At 73.2% G+C, this 26,363-nt stretch carries 21 protein-coding genes and 1 pseudogene; 12 read left to right on the forward strand and 10 right to left on the reverse strand.

Annotation, left to right across the window (positions count from 1 at the left end; translation table 11 throughout):
* The first annotated feature begins 26 nt into the window (after positions 1-26).
* Both ACZ6Y7_RS13585 and ACZ6Y7_RS13590 read left to right on the forward strand, forming a co-directional pair.
* Positions 27-2,086: pseudogene (locus tag ACZ6Y7_RS13585) on the forward strand (thioredoxin domain-containing protein).
* Positions 2,087-2,193: 107 nt separating this feature from the next.
* Positions 2,194-3,051: a GNAT family N-acetyltransferase gene (locus ACZ6Y7_RS13590; protein ID WP_465758077.1), complete on the forward strand. Its 858-nt coding sequence runs from the start codon at positions 2,194-2,196 to the stop codon at positions 3,049-3,051.
* A 35-nt stretch (positions 3,052-3,086) separates the two neighbouring features.
* Here ACZ6Y7_RS13590 and ACZ6Y7_RS13595 read toward each other — a convergent pair whose 3' ends face one another.
* The gene (locus ACZ6Y7_RS13595; protein WP_465758078.1) at positions 3,087-3,443 is read right to left on the reverse strand and encodes a hypothetical protein; all 357 of its coding nucleotides are present in this window, start codon (positions 3,441-3,443) and stop codon (positions 3,087-3,089) included.
* A gap of 84 nt (positions 3,444-3,527) precedes the next feature.
* On the opposite strand from ACZ6Y7_RS13595, the gene ACZ6Y7_RS13600 reads away from it, so the two are divergent.
* Positions 3,528-5,198, forward strand: coding sequence for an alpha/beta hydrolase (locus ACZ6Y7_RS13600; protein ID WP_465758079.1), 1,671 nt, complete (start codon positions 3,528-3,530; stop codon positions 5,196-5,198).
* 76 nt (positions 5,199-5,274) lie between these two features.
* On the opposite strand, the gene ACZ6Y7_RS13605 is transcribed toward ACZ6Y7_RS13600, so the two are convergent.
* Positions 5,275-6,207 carry a hypothetical protein gene (locus ACZ6Y7_RS13605; RefSeq protein ID WP_465758379.1) on the reverse strand — a complete coding sequence of 311 codons (933 nt, stop codon included), beginning with the start codon at positions 6,205-6,207 and terminating at the stop codon, positions 5,275-5,277.
* 268 nt (positions 6,208-6,475) lie between these two features.
* On the opposite strand from ACZ6Y7_RS13605, the gene ACZ6Y7_RS13610 reads away from it, so the two are divergent.
* The 3 genes from ACZ6Y7_RS13610 (at position 6,476) to ACZ6Y7_RS13620 (ending at position 9,292) form a co-directional block, all read left to right on the forward strand.
* A complete protein-coding gene (locus ACZ6Y7_RS13610; protein ID WP_465758080.1) occupies positions 6,476-7,132 on the forward strand; it encodes a papain-like cysteine protease family protein in 657 nt (218 codons plus the stop codon).
* Positions 7,133-7,140: 8 nt separating this feature from the next.
* Entirely contained in the window at positions 7,141-8,088 is a 948-nt protein-coding gene (locus tag ACZ6Y7_RS13615; protein ID WP_465758081.1) for a hypothetical protein, read from the forward strand.
* A 646-nt stretch (positions 8,089-8,734) separates the two neighbouring features.
* Positions 8,735-9,292 carry a hypothetical protein gene (locus ACZ6Y7_RS13620; RefSeq protein ID WP_465758082.1) on the forward strand — a complete coding sequence of 186 codons (558 nt, stop codon included), beginning with the start codon at positions 8,735-8,737 and terminating at the stop codon, positions 9,290-9,292.
* Here ACZ6Y7_RS13620 and trhA read toward each other — a convergent pair.
* Positions 9,263-9,955: a PAQR family membrane homeostasis protein TrhA gene (trhA, locus tag ACZ6Y7_RS13625; RefSeq protein WP_465758083.1), complete on the reverse strand. Its 693-nt coding sequence runs from the start codon at positions 9,953-9,955 to the stop codon at positions 9,263-9,265. The two genes, ACZ6Y7_RS13620 and trhA, sit on opposite strands and share 30 nt — an antisense overlap.
* A gap of 284 nt (positions 9,956-10,239) precedes the next feature.
* Between trhA and ACZ6Y7_RS13630 the strand changes: the two genes are divergently transcribed.
* Entirely contained in the window at positions 10,240-12,081 is a 1,842-nt protein-coding gene (locus tag ACZ6Y7_RS13630) for a phosphoenolpyruvate carboxykinase (GTP) (protein ID WP_465758084.1), read from the forward strand.
* A gap of 184 nt (positions 12,082-12,265) precedes the next feature.
* Here the strand turns inward: ACZ6Y7_RS13630 and ACZ6Y7_RS13635 are convergent, their stop codons facing one another.
* Both ACZ6Y7_RS13635 and ACZ6Y7_RS13640 read right to left on the reverse strand, forming a co-directional pair.
* Entirely contained in the window at positions 12,266-12,832 is a 567-nt protein-coding gene (locus ACZ6Y7_RS13635; RefSeq protein WP_465758085.1) for an RICIN domain-containing protein, read from the reverse strand.
* Positions 12,833-13,029: 197 nt separating this feature from the next.
* Positions 13,030-14,244, reverse strand: a complete 1,215-nt coding sequence (locus ACZ6Y7_RS13640) for a pyridoxal phosphate-dependent aminotransferase (RefSeq protein ID WP_465758086.1) — start codon at positions 14,242-14,244, stop codon at positions 13,030-13,032.
* A 309-nt stretch (positions 14,245-14,553) separates the two neighbouring features.
* On the opposite strand from ACZ6Y7_RS13640, the gene ACZ6Y7_RS13645 reads away from it, so the two are divergent.
* A complete protein-coding gene (locus tag ACZ6Y7_RS13645; protein ID WP_465758087.1) occupies positions 14,554-15,261 on the forward strand; it encodes a prepilin peptidase in 708 nt (235 codons plus the stop codon).
* 115 nt (positions 15,262-15,376) lie between these two features.
* On the opposite strand, the gene ACZ6Y7_RS13650 is transcribed toward ACZ6Y7_RS13645, so the two are convergent.
* Positions 15,377-16,951, reverse strand: a complete 1,575-nt coding sequence (locus tag ACZ6Y7_RS13650; RefSeq protein ID WP_465758088.1) for a chitinase — start codon at positions 16,949-16,951, stop codon at positions 15,377-15,379.
* A gap of 426 nt (positions 16,952-17,377) precedes the next feature.
* On the opposite strand from ACZ6Y7_RS13650, the gene ACZ6Y7_RS13655 reads away from it, so the two are divergent.
* From ACZ6Y7_RS13655 to ACZ6Y7_RS13670, 4 genes are all read left to right on the forward strand, one after another.
* Positions 17,378-18,172, forward strand: a complete 795-nt coding sequence (locus ACZ6Y7_RS13655) for an isoprenyl transferase (RefSeq protein ID WP_465758089.1) — start codon at positions 17,378-17,380, stop codon at positions 18,170-18,172.
* Between the two features lie 231 nt (positions 18,173-18,403).
* Positions 18,404-19,738 carry a PhoH family protein gene (locus ACZ6Y7_RS13660; RefSeq protein ID WP_402219330.1) on the forward strand — a complete coding sequence of 445 codons (1,335 nt, stop codon included), beginning with the start codon at positions 18,404-18,406 and terminating at the stop codon, positions 19,736-19,738.
* A gap of 450 nt (positions 19,739-20,188) precedes the next feature.
* Positions 20,189-20,929 carry an aggregation-promoting factor C-terminal-like domain-containing protein gene (locus tag ACZ6Y7_RS13665; RefSeq protein WP_465758090.1) on the forward strand — a complete coding sequence of 247 codons (741 nt, stop codon included), beginning with the start codon at positions 20,189-20,191 and terminating at the stop codon, positions 20,927-20,929.
* A 486-nt stretch (positions 20,930-21,415) separates the two neighbouring features.
* Positions 21,416-22,942, forward strand: a complete 1,527-nt coding sequence (locus tag ACZ6Y7_RS13670; protein WP_465758091.1) for an AI-2E family transporter — start codon at positions 21,416-21,418, stop codon at positions 22,940-22,942.
* 121 nt (positions 22,943-23,063) lie between these two features.
* On the opposite strand, the gene ACZ6Y7_RS13675 is transcribed toward ACZ6Y7_RS13670, so the two are convergent.
* The 4 genes from ACZ6Y7_RS13675 to ACZ6Y7_RS13690 form a co-directional block, all read right to left on the reverse strand.
* Entirely contained in the window at positions 23,064-24,671 is a 1,608-nt protein-coding gene (locus ACZ6Y7_RS13675; RefSeq protein WP_465758092.1) for an alpha/beta hydrolase, read from the reverse strand.
* Positions 24,672-24,681: 10 nt separating this feature from the next.
* Complete coding sequence (locus ACZ6Y7_RS13680; protein WP_465758093.1) at positions 24,682-25,074, reverse strand: WXG100 family type VII secretion target; 393 nt, start codon at positions 25,072-25,074, stop codon at positions 24,682-24,684.
* A gap of 136 nt (positions 25,075-25,210) precedes the next feature.
* On the reverse strand, positions 25,211-25,753 hold the full coding sequence (locus ACZ6Y7_RS13685) for an alkyl hydroperoxide reductase (protein WP_402219317.1): 543 nt from the start codon (positions 25,751-25,753) through the stop codon (positions 25,211-25,213).
* A gap of 3 nt (positions 25,754-25,756) precedes the next feature.
* Positions 25,757-26,308, reverse strand: coding sequence for a peroxiredoxin (locus tag ACZ6Y7_RS13690; RefSeq protein ID WP_402219314.1), 552 nt, complete (start codon positions 26,306-26,308; stop codon positions 25,757-25,759).
* Positions 26,309-26,363: the final 55 nt, after the last annotated feature.

The following is a 26,363-nucleotide window of genomic DNA, read 5'->3' on the forward strand; positions in this document are numbered from 1 at the left end:
GTAACGAAACGTGCGACGATGCCGTTATGAACCGACTGGCTAACGAGCAGTCGCCCTATCTACTCCAGCATGCTTCCAATCCGGTGGATTGGTGGCCATGGGGAGAGGAGGCGATGAATGAAGCTAAGCGGCGGGACGTACCCATCTTCCTCTCGGTGGGGTATGCGTCCTGTCACTTATGCTTCTACTAATGCACTGGTGCCACGTGATGGCGCACGAGAGTTTCGAGGACGCCGGGCTCGCCGGGTACCTGAACGAGCGCTTCGTCGCGGTCAAGGTGGACCGGGAGGAGCGGCCGGACGTCGACGCCGTGTACATGGAGGCGGTGCAGGCCGCGACCGGGCAGGGCGGGTGGCCGATGACGGTCTTCCTCACGCCCGACAAGGAGCCGTTCTACTTCGGCACGTACTTCCCGCCGCAGCCCCGGCACGGGATGCCGTCCTTCCGGCAGGTGCTGGAGGGCGTCGACGCCGCCTGGCGGGACCGGCGGCAGGAGGTGGCCGAGGTCGCCGGGCGGATCCGGGCGGACCTGGCCCAGCGGGCCGCCGTGTACTCCGCCGGCGCCCACAACCCGCCCGGTGAGGCGGACCTGCACCAGGCGCTGGTGACCCTCAGCCGGGAGTTCGACCAGGCCCGCGGCGGCTTCGGCGGCGCGCCCAAGTTCCCGCCCGCCATGGTGGTCGAGTTCCTGCTGCGTCACCACGCGCGCACCGGTTCGCAGGCGGCGCTGGAGATGGCCGAGCGCACCGGCGAGGCGATGGCCCGCGGCGGCATCCACGACCAGCTCGGCGGCGGCTTCGCCCGGTACTCGGTGGACGCCGGCTGGGTGGTGCCGCACTTCGAGAAGATGCTGTACGACAACGCCCTGCTGCTGCGCGCCTACCTGCACCTGTGGCGGTCCACCGGCTCCCCGCTCGCCCGGCGGGTCGCCCTGTCGACCGCGGACTTCCTGCTGCGCGAACTCCGCACGCCCGAGGGCGCGTTCGCCTCCGCGCTGGACGCCGACAGCCTGGACGAGGAGACCGGGCAGTCCGCCGAGGGCGCGTACTACGTCTGGGAGCCCGGCCAGTTGGTCGACCTGCTCGGCCCGGCCGACGCGGCCACCGCCGCCCGGCTGTTCACCGTCACCGCCGACGGCACCTTCGAGCACGGCACGTCCGTCCTCCAACTCCTCGCCGAGCCAGAGGACTTCGCCGAGTACGAGACGATCCGCGCCCGGATGCTCGACGCGCGGTCGGCCCGGCCCGCACCGGCCCGGGACGACAAGGTGGTCGCCGCCTGGAACGGCCTCGCCATCGCCGCGCTCGCCGAGACCGGCGCCCTGCTGGAACGGCCCGACCTGGTCGAGGCCGCCGAGCGCGCCGCCGACCTGCTGCTCGCCGTCCACCTCACCCCCGACGGCCGGCTGCTGCGCACCTCCCGGGACGGCCGGGCCGGCGCCAACGCCGGAGTGCTGGAGGACTACGCGGACACCGCCGAGGGCTTCCTCGCGCTGTACGCCGTCACCGGCGAGGCGGAGTGGCTGCAACTGGCCGGCGGCCTGCTGGACACCGTCCTCAAGCACTTCACCGACGAGGCCTCCGGAGCGCTCTACGACACCGCCGACGACGCCGAGGAACTGATCCGCCGCCCGCAGGACCCGACCGACAACGCCACCCCGTCCGGCTGGACGGCCGCCGCCGGCGCCCTGCTCACGTACGCCGCGTACACCGGCTCCGACCGGCACCGGACGGCCGCCGAGCGGGCCCTCGGCGTGGTCGGCGCGCTGGCCGGGCGGGCGCCGCGGTTCATCGGCTGGGGCCTCGCCGTCGCCGAGGCGCTGCTCGACGGGCCGCGCGAGGTGGCGGTGGTCGGCCCGGCCGGGGACCCGGCCACCGATGCGCTGCGGCGGGCGGCCCTGCTCGGGACGGCGCCGGGCGCGGTGGTCGCGGTGGGCGAGCCGGGGGAGACCGAGGTGCCGCTGCTGGCGGACCGGCCGCTGGTCGGCGGCGCGCCCGCGGCGTACGTCTGCCGGCACTTCGCCTGCGACGCGCCGACCACCGATCCGGCGGCGCTGGCGGAGCGGCTGGGCGCGGCGGTCGAGTAGCGGGCGAGCGGCGGTCGCGTGGTGAGCGAACGGCAGGGGACCGGCGGGGACCGGCGGGCGCCCGGATAATCGCTGGCGGGGGCGCGCGGACCGGGTGAGGATGGGCCATGACCTGGACTTTCAGCACCTCGCTCGACGACTTCCGGGAGCAGGCGGGCGCCTTCCTGGCCGCCCGCCCCGCCGAGAACACCGTCCTGCTCACCATCGCGCACCGGCTGGCCGAGGCCGGGCTGGACGTGTTCGGCGGTCCGCCGGTCTTCGGCTGGTGGCGGCCCGCGGACGGCGCACCGGTCGGCGGCGCCTTCCTGCAGACACCGCCGTTCGACCCCCGGCTCTCCTGCATGCCGCCGGCCGCGGCCGCCGAGCTCGCGGTCGCCCTGGCCGCCGCCGGGCCCGGGTTCACCGAGGTGGCCGGGGTCGGCGGGTCGGCGGACGCCGCCCGGGCCTTCGGTGCGGCCTGGACGGCGGCCACCGGCACCGTGCAGTCCGTGCGGGTCGACGAACGCCTCTACCGCCTGGGCGAGTTGACCGATCCCCCGCGGCCGCCGGCGGGCCGCCACCGGCTCGCCGCACCGGCCGACCGCGAGCTGGCGATCCGCTGGTACGAGGAGTTCCTGGCCGAGGCCGAGGTCATGCTGCCGGACGTGCCGCGGGCGGTGGACGACAAGATCGCGGGCGGCGGGCTCCACCTGTGGGAGGACGACGGCCGCGCGGTCGCGCTGGCCGGCAGCAGCCCGGTGATCGCCGGGATGTCCCGCATCGGACCGGTCTACACCCCCACCGAACTGCGTGGCCGCGGGTACGGCAGCGCCGTCACGGCCGCGGCCTCCGCGTACGTCCTCACCCTGGGGGCCGAGGAGGTGCTGCTCTACACCGACCTCGCCAACCCGATCAGCAACTCGATCTACCAGCAGATCGGCTACCGGGCGGTGGAGGACTGTCTGATCCTGGACTTCCGGGCGTAGCGGGGGTTGCGCGCTCCGGGCGGGGCCCGGGTGGCCTACGCGTCCTCGGCGGGGTGCCGGCCGGCCGCCTTCGTGTCGAAGGGGTCGGTGGCCCCCGCCGCGGCGGGGACCGGCAGCCGGTCGGAGTCCAGATAGGTCCGCGCGCAGGTGATCAGGTTCCCCCCGGCCGCCTTCATGTCGTTCGCCAGCCCGTCCAGCAGCGCCTTCCAGGCGGCGCCACACCGCTGCAGTGCCGCCCCGCTCCGCCAACCCGCGAGACCCGCGGCCGCGTTGGCGCTGGGCTCCGTCAACGTCGCGGTCTCGTCGGGGACTTTCCCGGCCACTGCCAGCGCGCTGTTCCCGGCGGCGGTCAACTCCCATGGTTTCACCGTGAATCCCGGATCCTGACCCATCGGTTCCCCCTGGCATCCGTGACGGCCGCGGACGCTATGGTAGCGGTGAGTGTCGTGGTGGACACGGAGCACACAGGGGCAGGAATGGACATCGCGAGCCTGCGCGACGCCGTACCGGCGGACCTCTACACGGCGGCGGACGAGTACGACGCGCTGGCCACGGCGATGTCGCGGCACGCCACCGACTGGAAGAGCGGCACCGCGGACCGGGTGCACGGCTCCCAGTGGAGCGGTCCGGCGGCCGACGCCGCGATCCCGGTGCTGGACGGCATCACCGGCAAGGTGCGCGCGGCGACGACCGAACTCGGCCTCATCGGCAAGGAGATCCGGGACTGCGCCGACGCCATGACGCTGGCCCAGGGGCGGCTCGTCCAGGCCCTCTCCGACGCGTGCGCCCAGGGCTTCCCGGTCAGCGACAGCGGCACGGTGAGCCGGCCCCCGTCGACCAGCCCGTTCCAGGCCGCCGACTGGGAGGCCAGGCGGAAGGCGGCCGCCGAGGAGATCGGCGAGCGGATCCGAAAGGCACTCTCCGACGCGGCCGACGCCGACACCGCGCTGGCCGGCACGCTCGACAGGTTCGCGGGGCACGCCAGGGACAGGTCGGGCCTGGACGAGAAGGCGGCCGCCGCCGACGTGTACCTGGACCGGTTCGGCGACACGTGCGGCCCGATGTGGCAGCGGGGCGTGCCCGGCAAGGACGCCGCTCCGACGGAGGTCAACCGCTGGTGGAAGGGCCTCGGCCCGGAGGGGCAGCGGTGGTTCCTCGGCCACCACCCGGAGGTGCTCGGCAACCTCGACGGCATCCCGGCGGAAGTGCGGGACACGGTGAACCGCGACCGGTTGGAAGCCCTGATGAAGTCCGTCAGGACCAAGGAACCGGACGAGATGAACGCCGTGGAGAAGGACCTGGTCGCCCTCTACGGGCCCATCGACGCGCGCCTTCGGCAGCACACGGGAGACCCGCCGGTCTTCCTGCTCGGTCTGGGCGGCGAAGGCCGGGGCCGGGCGATCCTGTCGTACGGGAACCCGGACACCGCCACCGACATCTCCGCCTACGTGCCGGGGATCACCACCACCATGACGAGCCTGGGTCCGGGAGAGAACGACGGGACCAACGAGGCGGAGAACGCGCTGAACCTCTACCGCGCCGCGAGCGGCAAGGCCCCGGCAGGCCACTCCGTCGCCTCCATCGTCTGGCTCGGGTACGACTCGCCGGGGATGGACCTCGGGGCCGCGTCGACGAAGGCCGGCAAGGACGGTGCCCCGGTGTACGCGAAGTTCCTGAGCGGGGTGAGGGCCGGGCACGACGGCACGCGGCCCCCACACCTCACCGCGGTCGGTCACAGCTACGGTTCGTACCTGGTGGGCCAGGCCACCATGATCGCCACCCGGCCGGGCTCGCACGACGCGCCTCCGGACGACGTCGTCTTCATCGGCAGTCCAGGTGTGGGAGCGGACAGGGCCTCCGACCTCCGTCTGCCGCCCGGCCACGTCTGGGTCGGCGCCGCCGACAACGACGTCGTGACGCACGCCCCCTCGAAGTTCAGCCTGGACCCGGACGAGCGCTGGTACGGGCGGGACCCGTCCAGCAAGCACTTCGGCGCGAACCGCTTCACCGTCGACGACTGGAGCCGCGGCAATCCGATCGACGCGCACACCAAGTACCTGAACGGGCGCGGCGGACCCTCGCTGGACAACATCGCGGCGATCGTGAGCGGCAGCGGTGACGTCGAGCTGACGGGCCGGCGCGGGTGAAGCGCCCGCGGCGCGCGCTACCGGGCCCGAGCCCGCGTCCGGCCTCGACGACCCGTACTGGTCGCACTGACCGCCCCTACTCCCAGTCCCAGCGGATCCCCAGGATGCACGGCCGCAGCGCGGTGGCGACCAGGTGGACGCAGTGGTGTCCGTCGAGGGTCAGCTCCTCCGTCTCGTACGGGGCCTCGCCCGGCGAGTGGAGGGCGAAGCGGTGGCAGCGCACCGGGAGGGCGTCCGGGTGGAAGGTGACCTGGAGGACGTACTGCCCGGCGCCGGAGTTGAAGCCGCGGACGTACTCGCAGCTCGGGTCCGGGGAGGGCGCGTCGTCGAAGCCGTAGCCGAGGAGGTGGGTGTCGCCGGCGCGCAGCCGGCGGTCGAGGAGGAGTTCGGCGGCGAGCAGGTGGTGGGCCGGGTCGCGGCGGATGCGGCCGGGGCGGCAGTTCTCCTCGGCCCGGACGCCGACGAGCGCGATGTCGCTGCCCGGGTCGCCCTGGTAGAGCGCGAGGTAGCGGTCGATGCCGTCGCGGTGGGCGCGCAGCGCGTGCTGGGAGTCGCGGCGGGTCAGCTGGCGGTCGGGGCCGACCCGGATGCGCTCGATGTGGGTGACGGTGTGCAGGCCGGTGTCGCGCGGCCCGGGGAGTGCGGTGAGCAGGTCGTCGACGGCGGCGGCCGGGGAGATGAGGTCCCGGTACGGCCGGACGGGCGGGCCGGCCGGGGCCGGTCCGGCGGCGCGGCGGGGGCCGAGCAGCCGGGTCAGGGAGTGCTCGGGCAGGTCGAGGACGTCCTCCAGGGCGGCGACGGCGCGCAGGGACTCGGGCCGTTCCGGGCGGCGGCGGCCTTGTTGCCAGTAACTCAGGCTGGTGAGGCCGACGTTCACGCCGCGCAGGGCGAGCCGGTGGCGGATCCGGTGCAGTGCGAGGCCGCGGGCGGTGATGGCGGTGCGCAGGGCGAGGTGGAACGGGCCGGTGCGCAGGGCGGCGGCGAGGTCGGCTGGGTCGCTCCGGTGGATGGCGGTCTCCTGGCGGACGGGGCGGGGCGGGCGGACCGGCTTTTGACCGTGAATATTCACATCGGTGCGGCGGTTTGTCACCGGTCCACGCCTGCTGCGCGGGGGTTTCCGGCGCGCCGTTCACACCCCCGCCCGGGCATTCACACCTCGACTCGGGTCGTCGCGAAGCCCGTTGACCGCCTTCGGGAAGCGGCGCGATGCTCGGGACGCGATCCGGACCGCGCCCCCCACAGCACCTCGCTCCATTCGCGCAAGGAGGCATCCCCACATGCCAGTTCCACGGATACGGCTGCGCCGTGCCGTCTCGCTGCTCGCCCTCGGCGTGCTCGGGCCGACGCTCACGGCGGCAGTGGCCGCGCCCGCGATCGCCGCCCCCACGGCGGACCGGGCCCCGCACCAGGTGCGCCAGGCCGCCGCGCCCGGCAGCACGGCCGATCTGGCCGGCACGTACAAGAAGCTCAACATCACCATGCAGCAGCAACAGCAGACCAACTGGTGCTGGGCGGCGAGCGGGAACACCATCGCCACCTGGTTCGGCTACAACTACAGCCAGAACCAGTTCTGCAACGCCGCGTTCGGCCGCGCCGGCACCTCCAGCTGCCCCAACAGCCAGGCCACGCTGGGCGACGTGCAGAACGGGTTCGACCGGGTCGGGATCAACCCGGGCTCGTACGTCACCGGCTACCTGCGCTACAGCACCGTGCAGGCCGAGGTGGACGCCAACCGGCCGATCGAGACCCGCATCCAGTGGAGCTCGGGCGGCGGGCACATGCACGTCCTGTACGGCTACGACACCGGGAACAACTGGGTCTACTGGGGAGACCCGTGGCCCTCCAACTACCGCTACAACTGGGCGGATTACTGGTACTACGTGAACAACGACACGTTCTCGTGGACCCACTCCCTGTACCGGATCGGCGCGTGAGGGCGACCATGACCGAGAGCCGTAACCTCCGTCGGGCCGCCGCCGGCGCCCTGCTCACCGCCGGTCTCGCGCTGGCGCTCGCCCCGGCCGCGCACGCCGACGCGCCCGCGTCGGCCGGCACCCAGGCCTTGGCCGAGGCCCCCGCCCAGGTGCCTGCGCAGGCCCCCGCCCAGGCCCCCGCTCCGGTGCCCGCCGCCGAACTGGCGCAGGCCCGCAGCGCCGTCCAGGACCCGGCCGTCCTGGACAAGGTCGGCCACTTCTTCGCCCGCAAGGGCGTCCCGCCGACCCAGCAGCTGACCATCGGCGCCGCCGAGGAGGCGCGGGCGGCGAGCGCGTCCGCGCCGCGGCTGGCCGGCGACACCGTGCCGGTGTACGTGCTGGACGCCGGCTTCGTGGCCGGCACCCCGGGCGCACCGGTGGCGAAGGCCGAGTTCACCGCCAGCACGGTGGTGGCGGCGGACGGGCAGACCGCCTCGGTCTGGACCGTCCGGCAGGGCGACGCCTGGCGGGTCGTGAACATCGCCTCGGGCGGCGACGAGAGCGACTACGCGGCGAAGGCGGCGAGCGGCGGCGGCACCGCGTTCCGCGAACCGCAGGTCAACGCCTGGTACGTGCTGCGCGACGGTCGGGTGCTCCCGCTGGACGACGAGGCCCGGCGCTCGGTGGGCACCGGCGGGGTGTCGCTGGCGGCGTACCAGCAGCTGGTGCACCAGCGGTACGGGGACAAGCTGCCCGGCTCGGCGTACGACCGGGCGGGCGAGGGCGGCGGCTACCAGGTGGACACCGCGGGTGCTGCGGGTGCCGCCGGCGCCGCTCGGCCGGTGGCCGCGCCGGAGCCGGCGGCCGGTGGTGGCCAGGTGCTGCCGGCCGTGACGGCGGTCGCGGCCCTGGGCGCCACCGCGCTGGTGGGCGCGGGCGCCGTCCTGCGGCGGAGGACGGGCGTCCGCCGCGGGTGAAGGGGCCGCGGGGCCCGGCCGAACGGGCCGGGCCCCGCGGCTTTTCCCGCCGCGGGGGGGTACCGGGGCTCGGCGGGGCCCACCGGGGCTCGGGCCGGCCTGGAGGCTGAGCCTCGGCGGGGCCCACCCGGGGCTCACGGACACCGGCATCGCCTGCACGGGATCGGCCGGGACGCCCGAAGCCCGGACCGGACGCCGGGACGCCCGAAGCAGGGGGCGTCCCGGCGTCGGGCTTCCGGGGCGGGGACGTCCGGAGGGGCCGCGGTCGGCCGTTGGGGAGTCATGCCCCCGGCTGTCCGGGATCTCCGTCGGCGGCCGGGGTGTCCGCGGGCATCGCCGGCATCCACGCCGCGACCAGCGCCGCCGAGACCGCCGCGACGGTGACCCCCGGAAGATGGCGACCGTCAACACGGTGACACCGCCGAAGTTCCCTCACGTTCTGTGACGTGTCCTGGAAGTGCCGCTTCCGCACATGGAATTGACGCAACGTTGATCTGTCGTTCGCCGCCCGAGGGCGGTGGCGGGTGACTGTCGGTAGATACCATGTGGCAATCGGTCAGTGCGGGCCGACGCGTGCCGAGAGCGGAGAAGGGGTGGGGCGGCAGGAGCCGACCACGAGCCCGGCACCGGGGAAAGGGGAGCCGAAGTGGCTGACGCGGACGACAGGCGGGCGAGTGCCCAGGTGTGGGGTGCGGCGGCGGTGGTGGCCTCCGCGCTGGCCGTGGTCGCGGCCTATCTGATCAACGGCGCCGCGCTGGTCCTGGGGGTCGCCGGGGTCGAGACCCTGCTGCTCATGGTCTATGTCGGCCGCCGCTGGCGGGCCCTGCACGGGCGGCCGTCCCCGGCCCGGCACCGTCCGGCCCGGGGCATGCCGGACGCCGCGCACTGCGAGCGCTGCCGCCGGGCCCGCGAGGCGCTGGACGCCCGGCAGGCGCGCGGGGGGTACGTGGAGCCCGGTGGGCGCGCGGAGCAGGGCGGCCGTACGGAGCACGGGGGCCCGGTGGGGGGCGAGGGGCGCCGGGAGGCCGCCCCGCAGCCCGAGCCCGGGTCGGCCGACCACGCTCCGTACGCGCGCCGCCCGCAGGGCCGGACACCGTACGAGCGCCCCTGGACGGCGGAACGGGCGGCCGCCCGGTCCGTGGACCGTTCGACCGCCCGTCGTGGTGCGCCGGGTTCAGCCGGCCGTGCTGTACGCCACCAGTGAGACACCGACGTACTGCACGATGAAGGCTCCCAGGGTGAAGGCGTGGAACACCTCGTGGAAGCCGAACCAGCGCGGTGAGGGGTCGGGCCGCTTGAGCCCGTACACCACGCCTCCGATGCTGTAGAGCACCCCGCCGACGATCATCAGCACCAGTACGGCGACCCCGCCGGTGTGCAGGAAGTCCGGCAGGAAGAACGCCGCGGCCCAGCCCAGCGCGATGTACACCGGCGTGTACAGCCAGCGCGGCGCGCCGACCCAGAAGACCCGGAACGCGATCCCGGCGAGCGCGCCGCCCCAGACCGCCCAGAGCAGCAGCTGCTGGCTGGTGCCCTTGAGCAGCAGCATCGTGAACGGCGTGTAGGTGCCCGCGATGATCAGGAAGATGTTCGCGTGGTCGAGCCGGCGCAGCACGGCGTCGCCGCGCGGTCCCCAGCTGAAGCGGTGGTACACCGCGCTGACCCCGAACAGCAGCCAGGCGCTGACCGAGTAGATCGCGCAGGCGATCTTGGCGGGTGTGGAGTCGGCGAGGCAGATCAGGACGATCCCGGCGGCCACCGTGGCGGGGAACATCCCCGCGTGCAACCAGCCGCGCCACTTCGGCTTGCTCTCCCCGTTCTCGGCAGGGCCCTCCGCGAGGCTCTCAGCGAGCACAGCAGCAGTCATGCGCAGCATGCTACCGGCTACCTACGCACGCGTAGGTTACTGGCGCGTAGGAAGTGGCGATCATCACTCTTGGACGTTTTGGAGTATTCGCAGTGTGGCGCCGCGCACTCCGTCCGGGACGTGAGCGACCTATTACCGGCCAGTAATCGTACTTACTGTAGTAAAGGATGCGTCAATTTCGACTCCGCGGGGCGTTCCGGCCTTGAGGCCGGAGCTACGCTGCAAGCACCCTCAGACCCCCGCAACGCCCTCTCTTCGCCGAGATGGCGTGAAACGGAGCGATCGTGTCGTACGAGATCTCTGCTCTCAGCGCATCCGCGCCCACCCACCACAAGCAGCTGCTGGCTTGGGTGAGCGAGATCGCCGAGCTCACCCAGCCGGACCGCATCGAGTGGTGTGACGGCTCCGACGAGGAGTACCAGCGCCTCGCGGACCTGCTGGTGGCTCAGGGCACCTTCAAGAAGCTCGACGAGGACAAGCGCCCCAACTCCTACTACGCCGCCTCGGACCCGACGGACGTGGCGCGCGTCGAGGACCGCACCTACATCTGCTCCGAGCAGGAGGAGGACGCCGGCCCGACCAACAACTGGAAGGCCCCCGCCGAGATGCGCGAGGTCTTCCAGGGCGAGCAGGGCCTGTTCCGCGGCGCGATGAAGGGCCGCACGATGTACGTCGTGCCCTTCTCGATGGGCCCGGTCGGCTCCCCGCTGGCCGCGTACGGCGTCGAGATCACCGACTCCGCCTACGTCGCCGTCTCCATGCGGGTGATGACCCGCATGGGCCAGGCCGTGCTGGACCAGCTGGGCGAGGACGGCGACTTCGTCAAGGCCGTGCACACCGTGGGTGCCCCGCTCGCCGAGGGCGAGGCCGACGTGCCGTGGCCGTGCAACAGCACCAAGTACATCTCGCACTTCCCGGAGACCAGGGAGATCTGGTCCTTCGGCTCGGGCTACGGCGGCAACGCCCTGCTCGGCAAGAAGTGCTACGCGCTGCGCATCGCCTCGACCATGGCCCGCGACGAGGGCTGGCTGGCCGAGCACATGCTGATCCTGAAGCTCACCCCGCCGGCCGGCCCCACGGGCGAGGCGGAGCCCAAGTACGTCGCGGCCGCCTTCCCGTCCGCCTGCGGCAAGACCAACCTGGCCATGCTCCAGCCGACCATCCCGGGCTGGAAGGTCGAGACGATCGGCGACGACATCGCCTGGATGCGCTTCGGCGCCGACGGCCGCCTGTACGCCATCAACCCCGAGGCCGGCTTCTTCGGCGTCGCCCCCGGCACCGGCGTGGACACCAACGCCAACGCCATCGACACCCTCTGGGGCAACACCGTCTTCACCAACGTCGCCCTCACCGACGACGGCGACGTGTGGTGGGAGGGCCTCACCGAGGAGCCCCCGGCGCACCTGACCGACTGGCGCGGCAACGACTGGACCCCCGAGTCCGGCACCCCGGCCGCCCACCCGAACGCCCGCTTCGCCGTCCCGGCCGCGCAGTGCCCGACCATCGCCCCCGAGTGGGAGGACCCGGCGGGCGTGCCGATCTCGGCGATCCTGTTCGGCGGCCGCCGCGCCACCGCCGTCCCGCTGGTGACCGAGTCCTTCGACTGGCAGCACGGCGTCTTCCTCGGCGCCAACATCGCCTCCGAGAAGACCGCCGCCGCCGAGGGCACCGTGGGCGAGCTGCGCCGCGACCCGTTCGCGATGCTGCCGTTCTGCGGTTACAACATGGGCGACTACTTCGCCCACTGGCTGAAGGTCGGCGCCCAGGCCGACCCCGCCAAGCTGCCGAAGATCTACTACGTCAACTGGTTCCGCAAGAACGCCGAGGGCACGTTCGTCTGGCCGGGCTACGGCGAGAACAGCCGCGTGCTCAAGTGGATCGTCGAGCGCCTGGAGGGCACCGGCGAGGGCGTGGAGACCCCGATCGGCGTGCTGCCGACGGTCGAGGGCTTCGACCTCGGCGACCTGAAGCTGTCCCAGGAGGACCTCGACCTGCTCTTCACCGTGGACGCCGACATCTGGCGCCAGGAGGCCGCCCTCGTGCCGGCCCACCTGGAGACCTTCGGCGACCACACCCCGAAGGAGCTGTGGGACGAGTACCGGAACCTCGTCGCGCGCCTCGGCTGAGCCTGAGCCTCGACCGAGCGAAAGGCGGACGCGCGGCACGAACCGCGCGTCCGCCGAGCGACAGGACGGCCGGAGTTCCGCCGGACGGTCTTCCCCCGACCAAGGAGATCGTCCGGCCGGGACTCCGGCCGTAGTGCTCTACCGCCCGTGGTGCTCTACCGCCCGTGCTGCCGCACCGGAGTGATCAGAGCCGGGTGATGGCAGTGATCCACGCCTGGTTGCCCTGCGGGACGTCCACCGTCGACCCCCGCCACTGGCGGGCCGGGGCGCCGTCGTCGGTGCGCCAGTCGGCGATCTCCAGCAGGAGGGCCGAGTTGAGGTTGGCCAGTCCGAGCTCGTTGCGCGAGCCGATCGAGCCGGCGTAGTTCCAGTGCTGGTTCCAGCCGCCGGTGCAGTCCCACTGGCGGGCCGGGGCGCCGAGGTCCCGGCTCCAGTCGGCGATCTCCAGGCACTTGCCCGAGTTGCGGTTCACCAGGCGGAAGCCGCCGCTGTCGGGAACGTAGTCCCACCGCTGGTTGGCGCCGCCGGTGCAGTCCCACTGGCGGGCCGGGGCGCCGTCGTCGGTGCGCCAGTCGGCGATCTCCAGGCACATGCCGGAGTGGGCGTTCACGATGGTGCTCGACGTCGGGGTGCGGAAGCCGCCGTTGTAGGCGGACGCGGGAGTGGCCGGCAGGGCGGTGGTCAGCGCGATGGCGGCGACCGAGACGGCCGCGGCGGCGCGGGCGCGGGTGAGCGGAATGCGGATGGTCAAGACGGACCGGTCCCTTGCGGAGAAGTAGGGCAGGGGAGCGGAGCCTTCCGGGGCGTCGGGCGCCTCGGTGTCCGCGTCGGCCCGGGCCCCGGCACATCGCCGGTCGGCCCGTCCCCCCTACGGACCGGGGAGGAACCCGGGCCGCCGACGCGCCGGAATCCTACGGTCCGGTCGTCCATCCGTGACCAAAGGGCAGGTCAAGGCTGCGTATAGCCGCCGAGGAAGTCGCCGATCCTGGTCACCGCGTCGGTGATCTCCTCCGCCCGGGGGAGCGTCACCAGCCGGAAGTGGTCCGGTTCGGGCCAGTTGAAGCCGGTGCCCTGGACCAGCAGGATGCGCTGGGAGCGCAGCAGGTCGAGGACCATCTGGGCGTCGTCCTTGATCTTGTGGACCTTCGGGTCCAGCCGCGGGAACGCGTACAGGGCGCCCTTGGGCTTGACGCAGCTGACCCCCGGGATCTGGTTCAGCAGCTCGTACGCGGCGTCGCGCGAGGCGAGCAGGCGGCCGCCGGGGAGCACCAGGTCGCGGATCGACTGCCGGCCGCCGAGCGCGGCGGCCACCGCGTGCTGGGCGGGCATGTTGGCGCACAGCCGCATCGAAGCGAGCACGGTGAGGCCCTCGATGTAGCTGCGGGCCCGGTGCCGGTCGCCGGACAGCACCATCCAGCCGGAGCGGAAGCCCGCGACGCGGTAGGCCTTGGACAGGCCGTTGAAGGTGACGCAGAAGAGGTCCGGGGCCAGCGTGGCCAGCGGGATGTGCTCGGCGTCGTCGTAGAGGATCTTGTCGTAGATCTCGTCCGCGTAGACCACCAGGTCGTGCCGGCGGGCGATCTCGACGATGCCCTCCAGGACCTCGCGCGGGTAGACCGCGCCGGTCGGGTTGTTCGGGTTGATCACCACGATGGCCCGGGTGCGGTCGGTGACCTTGGACTCGATGTCGGCGAGGTCCGGGTACCACTCGGACTGCTCGTCGCAGCGGTAGTGCACCGCGGTGCCGCCGGCCAGCGAGACCGAAGCCGTCCACAGGGGGTAGTCCGGCGCCGGGACGAGCACCTCGTCGCCGTCGTCGAGCAGGGCGGTCATGGCCAGCTGGATCAGCTCGGAGACCCCGTTGCCGAGGAAGACGTCGTCGACGGAGAGGCCGTGCAGCCCGCGGTCCTCGTACTGCATGACGACCGCGCGGCGGGCCGAGAGCAGGCCCTTGGAGTCGCCGTACCCGTGCGCGTTCGCGAGGTTGCGCAGGATGTCCTGGAGGATCTCCGGGGGCGCCTCGAAACCGAAGGTGGCGGGGTTGCCGGTGTTGAGCTTGAGGATGCGGTGGCCCTGTTCCTCCAGCCGCATCGCCTCGTCGAGTACCGGGCCGCGGATGTCGTAGCAGACATTGGCGAGCTTGCTGGACTGGATGACCTGCATGTCTGCCTACTTTAGGGGTACGCCGGGGCCGCGCGTGGGGTGTCCGGAGGACCGGGTGAAAGGGCCCGAAGGGCCCTCCTTGGAACGGCAGGCGGGGGCGAGCGGAGACCTTCCAAACCGGTGGCCGAATGTCCGGAATGCTCCCGTACGCGAGGAGCGCCACGCGGAACCCGGGCGGAACGAGACGGACGGCACACCGCCGGCCCGCCCGCGCGCGGGAGGATGTGCGCGTCGCGTCCGGTGGGCCGGGCGCGCGGGCCGACGCCGGTTCGGGTCGGCGCCGGGTTCCGGATCGAGGAGGGTGCGCCGGTGGTAGCGGTCGTGGCGGTGCTGGTCGGTCTCCTGGTGGCTGCGCCGCTGCGCGGGCTGATCGCCTACTTCGCCGTGCCCGAGGGCGAACCCTGGTGCGGGGCCTGCCCGTTGTGCGGGCGGACGGTGCGGCTGCTGCCGCCGACCGGGCGCTGCCCGGGCTGCCGGGGCCGGCTGGGCGCCGGCGCCGGGACGGTGGAGGCGGTCGCGGTGGCCGTCGCCCTCGCACTGGCGTCCGCGGCGGACGGTCCGCAGACGATGGCCCTGGGCTGGGCCGGCGCACTCGGCGTGGCGCTCGGCTTCGTGGACGGGCGGGTGCACAGGCTGCCGCACCTGCTGAACCTGGCCCTGCTCGCCGGGGTGGCCGTGCTACTGGTGGTGGCGGCCCTGGCCGAGGGGCACCCCGGGGTGCTGCTGCGCTGCCTGCTGGTCGCGCTGACCGTCGGGGCGCTGCTGGAACTCGCCGTCTGGGCCCGGGCGCTGGGCCCGGGCGACTCCCCGCTCGGGTTCGCCCTGGGCGGTCTGCTCGGCTGGTACGGCTGGTCGGTGGCGTTCGGCGGGCTGTTCGCCGCGGTGGTGCTCGCCGGGCTGTGGGCCACCCTGCGGGCCGCCGCGGCCCTGGTCCGGCGCCGTCCGGTGCGCGGACTCGCCGTCCCGGTGGGCCCGTTCCTGCTGCTCGGCTCCCTCGTCGCGGTCCTGGCCGGATGACGGAGGGGCCCGTCGTACCGGCTCCGGTACGACGGGCCCCTCCGCCGGCGCGCGAGCCCCACCCTCAAGGAGCGGCGCGCCGGGGGGAGTTACGCATGAGGCCCGCCCTGACGCCTCAGGGCATCTTGTGGACGAACGGGCCGACCGTGGAGGAGAAGGCGTTGCCGTTGTTGGCGTCCCAGTTGGTCGACCAGGTCATCGCGCCGCGGATGGCGGGCCACTTGGCCGGCGGCACGAAGCTGCCGCAGTTGTTGCCGGTGGCCAGGCAGTCCAGCGCGTTGTTCACCACGGTCGGCGAGACGTAGCCGCCGCCCGCCGCCTTGGCCGAGGCCGGGACGCCGATGCCGACCTGGTCCGGCCGCAGGCCGCCCTGGATGTGGGTGCAGACCTGCGAGGTGATGAAGTCGATGGTGCCCTGGTTGTAGACCTTGCCGTCGCAGCCGTTCATGCCGCCCGAGTTGTAGAACTGGGTGTTGACGACGGTCAGGATGTCCTTGGTCTTCAGCGCCAGCTGGAAGTAGGCGCCGGCGGTGCTGTACATCCCGATCGTCTCGGGCGCCATGGTCAGCACGAAGCCGGAGCCGGCCTTCGCCTGCAACGAGTGCAGCGCGTCGGCGAGCGGGCCGGGCTGGACGCCGTTCTCCAGGTCGACGTCGATGCCGTCGAAGCCGTAGTCCTTGAGGATCGCGGCTGCGCTGTCGGCGAAGTTGGCGCCGGCCGTGGCGTCCCCGACGCTGATCGCGCCGTTCTGGCCGCCGATGGAGAGGACGACCTTCTTGCCGGCCGCCTGCTTGGCCTTGATGTCGGCCCGGAACTGCGCGTCGGTGTAGCCGCCGAGCGCCTTGGACAGGCCCGGGTCGAGGGTGAAGCTGATCGCGCCGGTCCGGGTCGGCACGGCGTCGGCGAAGGAGACCGCGATGATGTCGTACGCGCTCTGGACGTCGCTCAGGCGCTGCGGGGTGGAGCCGTTGTCGAAGTTCTGCCAGTAGCCGGTGACCACGTGGGCCGGCAGGCCGGTGGCCGGCGGGGTGTAGGTGGCCGTGGGCGTCGGCGTCGCGGTGGGGGTGGCCGTCGCCGTCGGGGAGGCGGTCGCCGTCGGGGAGGCGGTGGCGGTGGGCGTGGCGGTGGGGGTCGCGGTCGGCGAGGGCGTGCCGGTGCCGCCCGGGCCGACCAGCGCGACGTCGTCGGCGAGGTAGGCGCCCTGGCCGTACCAGCCGTGCAGGTAGACGGTGACGCTGGTGGCGCTCGCCCCGGTGGTGAAGGTGGTGGAGAGCTGGTTCCAGCTGTTCTGGTTCGACCAGGTGGACGGGTCGGTGCCGCCGGTGCCGCGCGCGCCGAGGTAGACGTACGGGCCCTGCACCCACGCGCTCAACGTGTAGCTGGTGTTGGGCAGCACGCTGATGGTCTGGGTGCACTCGGCGGTGTCGCCGGCGCCCGGGGTGGCCTGCAGGGCGCCGGCGCCGGAGTGGACCGGAGCGGAGACGGTGGTCGCGGCGCCGGTGCAGCTCCAGCCGCCCAGACCGCCGTCGAAGCCGCCGTTGGTGACCAGGTTGCCGACCGCGGCGCCCGCGCCGCCGGCGAAGAGGGTGAGGCCGCCGCCGGCCAGGGCGAGGGCGGTGGCACCGGCCGCGACGGCCGGGAGGGGGCTGCGCCGGCGCTTGTGCGCGGCCTGGTTCAGCGTACGGGCCATGGGGGTGACGCTCCTGGGGGTGGAGCGGCCGCCGCGGTGGGGGGCGCGGCGGCCGCGTGTGGGGGAGGGCTGTTGCGTCCGCGATGAGCCTGGGGGAGGAGGACGAGGGGGGCTGTTCCGTCCCGGATCACAAGCTGGACTAGACCATTGGGGGTCGTCAAGCACGGAACCGACGGCTTACGGTTCCGTTAAGGATCCGGAGACCGTTCCGTGTCCGCACCGCCCCGGCCGCCGGACATCCGCGGAAACACCGTCGAACGGCACTCCGACGGCCCTCCGCACTCACCGGCACGCCCTCGCGACAGACTTCGTACAGGACCGTGACCAGACCGCTACCTGCGGCTTTACCGTGCGCCTGCGCGCGGGAGTAGGCTGCGCCGGGGTGGTGACGCACCAGCTGAACGAGTACGGAGGGGTCCGGAAAACATGGGTCTGCGCGATGTCGCCGAACGGACGCCGGGGCTGCGCACCCTGCTGGGCGGGATGTACGGGCTCTACGGCCGCCGGGTCGAGGTCCACCTCGCGCGCACCCCGCACCACATCGGCGTGATCCTGGACGGGAACCGACGCTGGGCCAAGGCCGCCGGCGGTTCCACCGCGTACGGACACCAGCGCGGCGCCGACAAGATCAGCGAGTTCCTCGGCTGGTGCGACGAGACCCACGTCAAGGTCGTCACCCTCTGGATGCTCTCCACCGACAACCTGGACCGCCCGGCCGACGAGCTGGTCCCGCTGCTCGGCATCATCGAGGACGCCGTCACCGGCCTGGCCGCCGCCCGCCGCTGGCGGGTCCACCCGGTCGGCGCACTCGACCTGCTCCCGCAGCACACCGCCGACGTGCTCAAGCGCGCCGCCGAGGAGACCGCCGACATCGACGGCATCACCGTCAACGTCGCGGTCGGCTACGGCGGACGGCACGAGATCGCCGACGCCGTCCGCTCGCTGCTCCAGGAGCAGGCCGGCCGCGGCACCTCGATCGAGGAACTGGCCGAGATCCTCACCGTCGAGCACATCGCCGAGCACCTCTACACCCGCAACCAGCCCGACCCGGACCTGATCATCCGCACCTCGGGCGAGCAGCGGCTGTCCGGCTTCCTGCTCTGGCAGAGCGCGCACAGCGAGTTCTACTTCTGCGAGGCGTACTGGCCGGCCTTCCGCAAGGTCGACTTCCTGCGCGCCCTGCGCGCCTACGAGCAGCGCCACCGACGGCTGGGCCTGTAAGTCCCGCTCGGGCGGGGGGCTCGGCGCGGAGCGAAGTGACCGCCGTAGGGCTGGCGTACCCGGCCGCCTCGTGAGGCCAAACGTTCACCGGCAATGATCCGTCAGTTCGCCGGGGGCGCGAATGCACCGCCCCCCGCCTGGGAATACTCCGGTCAGACCGGCTCCGAGGCCACCGGGGCAGCGGGGCCGGCTTGCCGCGGATGACGCAGGGTCATCCGCTCTGGAGGCCTAGTGGTCAGTTCCAAGAGCCGCCGGACACCAGACCGGCGCACGTACGTTCTCGACACCAGCGTGCTCCTGGCGGACCCGCTCGCCATGACCCGCTTCGAGGAGCACGAGGTCGTCCTCCCGGTGGTGGTCGTCACCGAGCTGGAGGCCAAGCGGCACCACCCGGAGCTGGGCTACTTCGCCCGCCAGGCGCTGCGACTGCTCGACGACTACCGCATCCGCCACGGCCGGCTCGACGAGCCGATCCCGGTCGGCGAACTCGGCGGCACCATCCGGGTCGAGCTCAACCACTCCGACGTGTCGATACTGCCGGTCGGCTACCGGGCCGGTGGCGGCGAGGCGGACACCCGGATCCTGGCGGTCGCCCGCAACCTGCAGGCCGAGGGCTACGACGTCACCGTCGTCTCCAAGGACCTGCCGCTGCGGATCAAGGCCAGCTCGGTGGGCCTGCTCGCGGAGGAGTACCGGGCCGAGCTGGCGATCACCTCCGGCTGGACGGGCATGTCCGAACTGCACGTCCCCGCCGACCAGGTGGACGCGCTGTTCTCGGCCGGCCACGACGTCGCGGTGGACGTCGACGGGGCGGACGAGCTGCCCGTCCACACCGGACTGGTGCTCACCTCGGAGCGCGGCCGCGCGCTCGGCCGGGTCACCGGCGACGGCCGGGTCCGGCTGGTGCGCGGGGAGCGCGAGGCGTTCGGGCTGCGCGGGCGCAGCGCCGAGCAGCGGGTGGCGCTGGACCTGCTGCTCGACCCGGACATCGGCATCGTCTCGATGGGCGGCCGGGCCGGCACCGGCAAGTCGGCGCTCGCGCTGTGCGCGGGTCTGGAAGCGGTGCTGGAGCGGAGGCAGCACCGCAAGGTGATGGTCTTCCGGCCGCTGTACGCGGTCGGCGGCCAGGAGCTCGGCTACCTGCCGGGCTCCGAGGCGGAGAAGATGGGCCCCTGGGCGCAGGCGGTCTTCGACACCCTCTCCGCCGTCACCACCCCGGACGTGATCGAGGAGGTCATCTCCCGCGGGATGCTGGAGGTGCTGCCGCTGACCCACATCCGGGGCCGTTCGCTGCACGACGCCTTCGTGATCGTGGACGAGGCCCAGTCGCTGGAACGCAACGTCCTGCTGACGGTGCTGTCCCGGATCGGCCAGGGCTCGCGGGTGGTGCTCACCCACGACGTGGCGCAGCGGGACAACCTCCGGGTGGGCCGGTACGACGGCGTGGTGGCGGTGGTGGAGAAGCTGAAGGGGCATCCGCTCTTCGCGCACATCACGCTCACGCGCTCGGAGCGTTCGCCGATCGCGGCGCTGGTCACGGAGATGCTGGAGGACATCCACCCGTGATCCACCCCTGATCGGGACATAGTCGGACAATACGGTCAACTCGCGCCCTGGGGCCCGCTCCTGATGGAGCGGGCCCCGCCCGTTTCATCACATCGAGTGCTTTCCGTCCGGGGAACTTCCGTACGGTGAATGTGACATGCGCCACGCGGGCGGGAATTGCGTCGACAGCGCCCGGTGCGGCATGGTGAGGGTTCTGTCAGGCCCCGCGTACGGCGCGGCAGGGCTTCCGGACTCCGGGAGTCAGGCCCGGAAGGTCCGCCAACTCCGGTCGGTGGACGCACAATTGAACACCGATGAGCCGTACGCCGCCCGATTCCAACGCCCGGTCGCCTCACCTCGGCCGGACGCCGGGCCAGCACCTCCCGTGACCAGAGCACCGTGCGGAGGTCCGTGCCAAGGGGCATGTTGCGCCCGCACGGTCACGCGTGGGCGATGCTGGAAGGAATCCATGTGACTCGGATCTCGGTCCGGGGAGTTGCTGTGGCCTCCGCCACCGCCGTCACCGCTGTCGGTGCCGTCGTCGGCATGGCCTCGGGCAGCGAGGGCAAGACCACGCAGACGGTCGATGTCGCCGCCGGCGCGACCCTGCTTGCCGAAGTCCCCTCTGGCGCCCAGGCGCAGACCATCAGTGACAACATCGGCCAGCAGGCATCCGCCCAGCAGGCCTCCGCCGACGCCGCCGCCAAGGCCGCCGCTGAGCAGAAGGCCGCCGAGGAGGCCGCGCGCCAGAAGGCCGCCGCGGACGCCCAGGCGAAGGCCGACGCCCAGGCCAAGGCCGACGCGGAGAAGGCCGCCAAGGCCGCCGACGACCAGCGCAAGGCCGCCGAGGCCGCGAACCGGTCCAAGGCCCGTTCGGCGATGACCGCGGTCGACGACAGCGCCCCCGCCGTCTCGGTCAGCCCCGGCTCGGTCCAGGACCTGGCGCGGCAGATCGTCGGCAACGACGCGCAGTTCCAGTGCTTCAGCCAGATCGTGAAGCGCGAAAGCGGCTGGGACTACACCGCGACCAACAAGAGCTCCGGCGCGTACGGCCTGGTCCAGGCGCTGCCCGGTTCGAAGATGGCCTCGGTCGGCGCCGACTGGCGCACCAACCCGGCCACCCAGATCAAGTGGGGCCTCAACTACATGAACAGCCGCTACGGCAGCCCCTGCGGCGCCTGGTCGTTCTGGCAGGCCCACAACTGGTACTAGGAGGCCGCCGCTGCGGCGGCGCACTCCGTGCGGCCCTCGGTCGCCCGCCCCGGGAAGGGTGGGCGACCGGGGGCCGTCGCTTTCGGGGGGCCGGCGCCGCGGGCGGCCGGCACGAGCGAACCGCGCCGCCCGGGCTGCGCTGACCAGTGCGCTCTCGGGCGGTGCGGTCCTGGTTGCGGACGCGGGGCGCGGGAAGGGGTCCTGGTTGCTTCCCGCACCGGCCGGTCCGCCGGCGGTTGGCTTTCGGATGCTCCCGGGGCTGTGGTCTCCGGGTCTCGTCCCGTGTCCTCCCCAGCGAAGTGCATCCGAAACCACCTGGAACATGGTGATTTGTCCCAGTCGTCGGACTGGGGTGGGCGCATCGAACCCGGCGGTGGCCGGACGGGCCGCACCCACGCCGGGTAGCGTCATCCCTGACGGCCGCGGCGGGACCCGCGGCGTACCGCCGGGCACGGCGGACCGGGCAGCGGAGCGGTGGTAGCGAGGATGGCGCGGGGCGGGAAGGCCTTCAAGGCCGTGGCCAAGGGCATGGCCGTGGTGGCGAGCGCGGCCGCCGTGATCGAACGGCGCCGCCGCGCCGCGATGGCGGCCGACCCGCACGAACTCGCCGTCCCCGCGCTCGCCGAGGGGCACGTGTTCACCGAGGGGCGCGTACCGGCGGCCGTCGAGACGCCCGGCCCGGTGCCGGTGCCCCGGGCCGACCCGGCGCCGGAGCCGGCGGGTGCGGCCGCAGCCCCCTCCGGCACTTCCGCGCCCGCCACCCGGGCCGTGCCCACCGCCAGCGCGCACGCGGGGCTCGGCCGGGAGTACCACCCGGGCCGGCCCGCCACTCCCGCCGAGGCGGTCCCGTGGGGCCTGCGGGTGGCCGCCGAGTCGACCTGGCGGCTGCTGCTGCTCGGCGCCGCGCTCTACGTGGTCTTCTACGTGGTCGACATGCTGCGGCTGGTCGCCTTCTCGGTGCTGGCCTCGCTGCTGATCGCCGCCCTGCTGGAGCCCTCGGTGTCCTGGCTGCGCCGGCGCGGGGCGCCGCGCTCGCTGGCGGCCGGCGGGGTGTTCCTGAGCGGCCTGGCCGGGATCGGACTGGTCGGCTGGTTCGTGGTCTGGCAGGTGAGCACCAACCTGCCGAACGTGACCGCCCAGGTCAAGGACGGTGTCAACCAGCTCAGGGACTGGCTGATCACCGGCCCGCTGCACCTGACCCAGCAGCAGATCAAGGACTTCGCCGACCAGATCACCAAGGCGATCACCACCAACACCGATCAGCTCACCTCGGCCTCGATCACCGGCGCGCAGATCGCCGTCGAGGTCCTGACCGCGCTGCTGATGACCTTCTTCACCACCTTCTTCCTCCTCTACGACGGCGAGCGGATCTGGTCCTGGGCGCTGCGCGGCCTGCCCCGGAACTCGCGCTTCGCGATGGCCGGCGCCGGACCGAAGGCCTGGGCGACGCTCACCGCCTACGTGCGCGGCACCGTGTGCGTGGCCTTCATCGACGCGGTCTGCATCGGGATCGGCATCGACCTGCTGGGCGTGCCGCTGGCGATGCCGCTGGCGGTGATCATCTTCCTGGGCGCCTTCGTCCCGCTGGTCGGCGCGCTGGTCACCGGCACCGTCGCGGTGCTGATCGCGCTGGTCACGCAGAACCCGTGGACGGCGCTGATGGTGCTGGTGCTGCTGATCGCGGTGATGCAGGTCGAGAGCCACATCCTGCAGCCGTTGATCCTCGGCCGGGCCGTCCGGGTGCACCCGCTGGGCGTGGTCCTCGGCGTGGCGGCCGGCGGCATCATCGGCGGCATCGGCGGCGCGGTCGTCGCCGTCCCGCTGATCGCCGTCACCAACACGGTGGTGACCCATCTGCGCCGCCGCAACGAGGCCGGCCAGGCCGTCTTCACCGCCCTCGAAGCCGCCCGCGAAGCCGCCGAACGCACCGCCGCCGCCACCCCGGGACCGGTCGCCGAGCCGGCTTCCGCCGAGCCGGCTTCCGCCGCCCGCCCGGCGCCGGCCACGGAGTAGGGCGGGCAGCACCGGCCCCCGAACCCGCAACGGTGCGCCGAAGCCGGTCCGGGGGGGGGACCTGCGCCGTCGGCGTCGTCCGGGCGACGGCCGCCGGCCGGATCCCCGCTCGCCGGAGGGTTCAGCCACGGCGCCCGGGCGCCCCGGTGATCCGGCTGCCGTGCCCGCTCACGATCCTGCCGATGTTGTCGACCGAGGTGCGGTCGTCGCCGGGCCCGTCGTCCCAGTAGGACGAGTGCGCCGTGCCGTCCGCGGCCCCGGCGCCGACGGCGAAGCGCCGGGCCCCGAACTCGGCGCTCGCCGGATCCCTGGCGTACCAGCCGGTGTGGGAGACGTAGTCCCATCCGGCCGCGCCGACATAGGTGTGATCGGCGCCGACGGAGAAGTCGGAGGCGTGGAAGGCGTCCGTTCCGGGGCTGCCGACCAGGACGAGGTCGTCGGCCGCCAGCCCGGTGGGCTTCCGCGCCGCGAGACCGACCAGGAGCGAACCGAAGCTGTGTCCCTGCGCCGTCACATGGGCCGGCCGGCCCTGGTGCGAGGCGCGCTGCCCTTCGAGGAACCTGCGGTAGGCGTCGACACCGCCCCGGGCGCGTCCGAGGTCGAGGGTCTCCGCGGCGCAGAGCGGTGCGTCGTAGCCCAGCCAGGCGATCGACGCCGTCGAGCGCGTCGGGTCGGCGCGTCGGGCCGCGTCGTACACGGCCCTCGCCCGGGTGGCGTCGCCGCCGCCGATGCGCTGGAGCTCGGTGCCCAGGCCGCCGACCAGCGAGGTGACGTCGTCCGCGGTGTCCGGGTCGCCGAAGGAGAGGATGCCGCGGCCCCGCCCCTCGCCCCCGATGCCGAGCAGGAGGACGGGCGGGTGCGTTCCGTCCGAGTCGCGCAGCCGCCGGGCGATGCTCCGGAACCCGTTCAGTTTGAGCTCCTCGTCCGGGTCGGACGCGTGGTCGCCCCGCTCGTACGCGGCGATGAGCCTGGGCAGGAGGATCCGGTTGGCCTGGTCCCGGGCGGCCGCGGGCACGCCGTCACGGTTGCCGACCAGGTCCGGGTGCGCCGTGATCAGCCACTGCCGCTCGTCGGAGGGGAGCCCGTTCCACCAGGCGTTGACCTCGGCCGGTGACGCGTCCGCGTCCGGGACGGCGCCGAGCAGCAGGGCGTCCGGGAGGAGGCCGGGGTCGAGCCGGTCACCGGCGGCCGTCGCCGGGTCGAGGCCGGTGCCGTCCCGGGCGCGGCCGGTGTGGTGGCGGAGCCGGGCGGTGAGCGCCCGGTCGACGGCGTCGGCCTCGGCGAGGGCCGTGGTGATGCGGGCGGCCAGCTGCCCGGCGGTCCGTGCGCGGTCCTCCTCGTCCTGCTGGCCGTCCTGGTCGGCGGGGTGCGCGGGTGGCCAGGAGACGGTGCCGCGGTCGTCGACGGACATGCCGGCGGTCCGCGCGTCGGCCAGCGCCTTGCGCAGGGTGGACTGGGCGACGGCCAGCGCGTCGGCTCCGGTGCGCAGGGAGCGGCCGACCAGGCCGACCTCGCTCCGGGCGGCCCCCAGTTCGCCCGTGGTGCGGTGGAGTGCTGGCCGGGCCGCGTCGGCGGTGGCCCCGGACCAGTCGGAGGCGGCGGTGCGGTGGTCGACGGTGGTGCCCCACGTCTGCGCGTGCCGCCGCAGGGCACCGTGGAGCCTGTCGTAGGCGTCGGCCGCGGCGTACAGGTGGGCGAGGTCGGTGTCGCGCAGGGTGGCGAGGTCCACGCGGCTCCCCCTAGCCGAAGTGCAGCACGAAGTTCCGCCGCTGCGCCGCGGTGGGGCCGGGGGAGCCGGTGGGGCTCGGCGTGGCGGTGCGGGTGTCCGGGCCGAAGGCCGTACTGATCCGCCGGTCGGTGTCCGCGTACCCGTCGGCCGCGTCGAGGAGCCCCCGGCCCTGGTGGCTCATCCTCGTGTGCAGGCCGGCGACCAGGGTGTTCCAGGCGTCGGTGCAGTCGGCGAGGGCGGCGCCGCACCGGAGGCCGGACAAGCCGGCCGCGGACTGCTGCGAGGCGTCGACCAGGGCCTTCAGCTCGCCGGGGATCGCGGACGCCGTCTCGACGGCCCTGCCGCCGGTCTGCCGGAGTTCGTGGGGACTCGCTCGGAAGCCGGATGACGGTCGGTCGGACACCGCGGGCCCCCTCGGACCGAATGTCGTGTACGGATCGCCCAGCACTGTAGCGGAGCGCGGGGCGCCCGGCGGAAACGGCGGCGGGCCCCTCGCGGACGTGGTGTCCGGGAGGGGCCCGCTCGGGGTGCCGGGTGCGTCAGGCGGTGACGGCGGCGAGGGCGGCCTCGGAGTCGAGGACGCCGGCCACGGCCTGCAGGACGGCGGCGATCTTCATCGAGGCCTGGATGACCTCGCGCTCGACGCCGGCCTTGCGCAGGACGGCCTCGTGCGAGTCGAGGCACTGGCCGCAGCCGTTGATGGCCGAGACCGCGAAGCACCAGAGCTCGAAGTCGACCTTCTCGACGCCCGGGGTGCCGATGATGTTCATCCGCAGACCGGCCCGCATCGTGCTGTACTCCTTGTCGGAGAGCAGGTGCAGCGTCCGGTAGTAGACGTTGTTCATCCCCATGATCGCGGCCGCGCCCTTGGCGGCGGTGTACGCCTCGGGGGAGAGGTTGGCCTTGGCCTCGGGCTCCAGCTCGCGCAGCAGGCCGGGGCTGCGGGTGGCCATCGCGCAGGACAGCACGGTGCCCCACAGCTGCTGGGCCGGCAGGTCGGAGTTGCCGATGACCGAGCCCAGGTTGAGCTTGAGGTCCTTGGCGTAGTCCGGGAGGGCGGCCTTCAGGTCGTCGAGGGCCATGGGTCAGCCCGCCAGCAGGGCCTGGGCGTCGAGGGTGTCCTCGCCCTTGTTCCAGTTGCACGGGCACAGCTCGTCGGTCTGCAGGGCGTCCAGCACGCGCAGGACCTCCTTGGGGTTACGGCCGACGGAGCCGGCGGTCACCATGACGAACTGGATCTCGTTGTTCGGGTCCACGATGAACACGGCGCGGTGGGCGGTGCCGTCCTCGCCCTCGACGCCGCAGGCGCGCATCAGGTCGTGCTTGACGTCGGCCAGCATCGGGAAGGGCAGGTCGCGCAGGTCCTTGTGGTCCTTGCGCCAGGCGTGGTGCACGAACTCGGAGTCGCCGGAGACGCCGAGGATCTGGGCGTCGCGGTCCGCGAACTCGTCGTTCAGCTTGCCGAACGCGGCGATCTCGGTGGGGCAGACGAAGGTGAAGTCCATCGGCCAGAAGAAGACGACCTTCCACTTGCCCTCGTAGGACTTGTGGTTGATGTCGGCGAAGGCGTTCGCGGCGTCGAGGTCGACACAGGCCTTGAGGTCGAACTCGGGGAACTTGTCACCGATCGTGAGCACGTTCGCTTCTCCTGAAGTGAGTTGAGGGGAGCTTTGTCCGGATTCCGGACACGGA

The organism is Kitasatospora sp. NPDC053308 (assembly GCF_055585785.1).

What these genes read in the sequence shown, in the direction of transcription:
- ACZ6Y7_RS13615 (WP_465758081.1), top strand. Translation starts at nt 7,141, where the DNA reads ATGACCGAGAGCCGTAACCTCCGTCGGGCCGCCGCCGGCGCCCTGCTC.
- trhA (WP_465758083.1), bottom strand. Translation starts at nt 9,955, where the DNA reads ATGACTGCTGCTGTGCTCGCTGAGAGCCTCGCGGAGGGCCCTGCCGAG.
- ACZ6Y7_RS13595 (WP_465758078.1), bottom strand. Translation starts at nt 3,443, where the DNA reads ATGGGTCAGGATCCGGGATTCACGGTGAAACCATGGGAGTTGACCGCC.
- ACZ6Y7_RS13685 (WP_402219317.1), bottom strand. Translation starts at nt 25,753, where the DNA reads ATGGCCCTCGACGACCTGAAGGCCGCCCTCCCGGACTACGCCAAGGAC.
- ACZ6Y7_RS13610 (WP_465758080.1), top strand. Translation starts at nt 6,476, where the DNA reads ATGCCAGTTCCACGGATACGGCTGCGCCGTGCCGTCTCGCTGCTCGCC.
- ACZ6Y7_RS13590 (WP_465758077.1), top strand. Translation starts at nt 2,194, where the DNA reads ATGACCTGGACTTTCAGCACCTCGCTCGACGACTTCCGGGAGCAGGCG.
- ACZ6Y7_RS13655 (WP_465758089.1), top strand. Translation starts at nt 17,378, where the DNA reads ATGGGTCTGCGCGATGTCGCCGAACGGACGCCGGGGCTGCGCACCCTG.
- ACZ6Y7_RS13600 (WP_465758079.1), top strand. Translation starts at nt 3,528, where the DNA reads ATGGACATCGCGAGCCTGCGCGACGCCGTACCGGCGGACCTCTACACG.
- ACZ6Y7_RS13640 (WP_465758086.1), bottom strand. Translation starts at nt 14,244, where the DNA reads ATGCAGGTCATCCAGTCCAGCAAGCTCGCCAATGTCTGCTACGACATC.
- ACZ6Y7_RS13670 (WP_465758091.1), top strand. Translation starts at nt 21,416, where the DNA reads ATGGCGCGGGGCGGGAAGGCCTTCAAGGCCGTGGCCAAGGGCATGGCC.
- ACZ6Y7_RS13650 (WP_465758088.1), bottom strand. Translation starts at nt 16,951, where the DNA reads ATGGCCCGTACGCTGAACCAGGCCGCGCACAAGCGCCGGCGCAGCCCC.